The organism is Arthrobacter sp. 10N44_2, from assembly GCF_056394385.1.
In genome coordinates, this window is record NZ_JBFTHT010000052.1 from 1 (window position 1) to 437 (window position 437).

Below are 437 nucleotides of genomic sequence, written 5' to 3' on the forward strand. Positions count from 1 at the left end.
AAGGTTTCCGCCGTGACCTTCAACCTCACCGTCACCGAGCCACGGTTGATCGGGTTTATCACCGCCTACGCCTCCGGGACACAGCGGCCCGGTTCGTCCAACGTGAACTTCCTCGCCGGCCAGACAGTCGCGAACTCCGTCACCGTACCGGTCGGCGCCGACGGCAAGGTCACCTTGTTCAACCGCYCTTACGGCACCACGCATCTCATTGCCGACGTCTCCGGCTACTACCTGCCCGGGGTCCCGGACGTGCCGGGGGCGTTCGTCCCGACGGAACCGTCCCGCTTCCTGGACACGCGGACTTCTGCTGCAGTGCGCCCGGACGGGAGCGTGTCCTTCCAGGCCGGCGGGGCCCACGGGATTCCGGCGAAGGTTTCCGCCGTGACCTTCAACCTCACCGTCACCGAGCCACGGTTGATCGGGTTTATCACCGCCTA

At 66.1% G+C, this 437-nt stretch carries 1 protein-coding gene; it reads left to right on the forward strand.

Annotated elements, in window-relative coordinates:
- Positions 1–12 precede the first annotated feature (12 nt).
- On the forward strand, positions 13–437 hold a 425-nt coding region (locus AC1DBX_RS20685; protein ID WP_476932672.1), incomplete at its 3' end, for a hypothetical protein.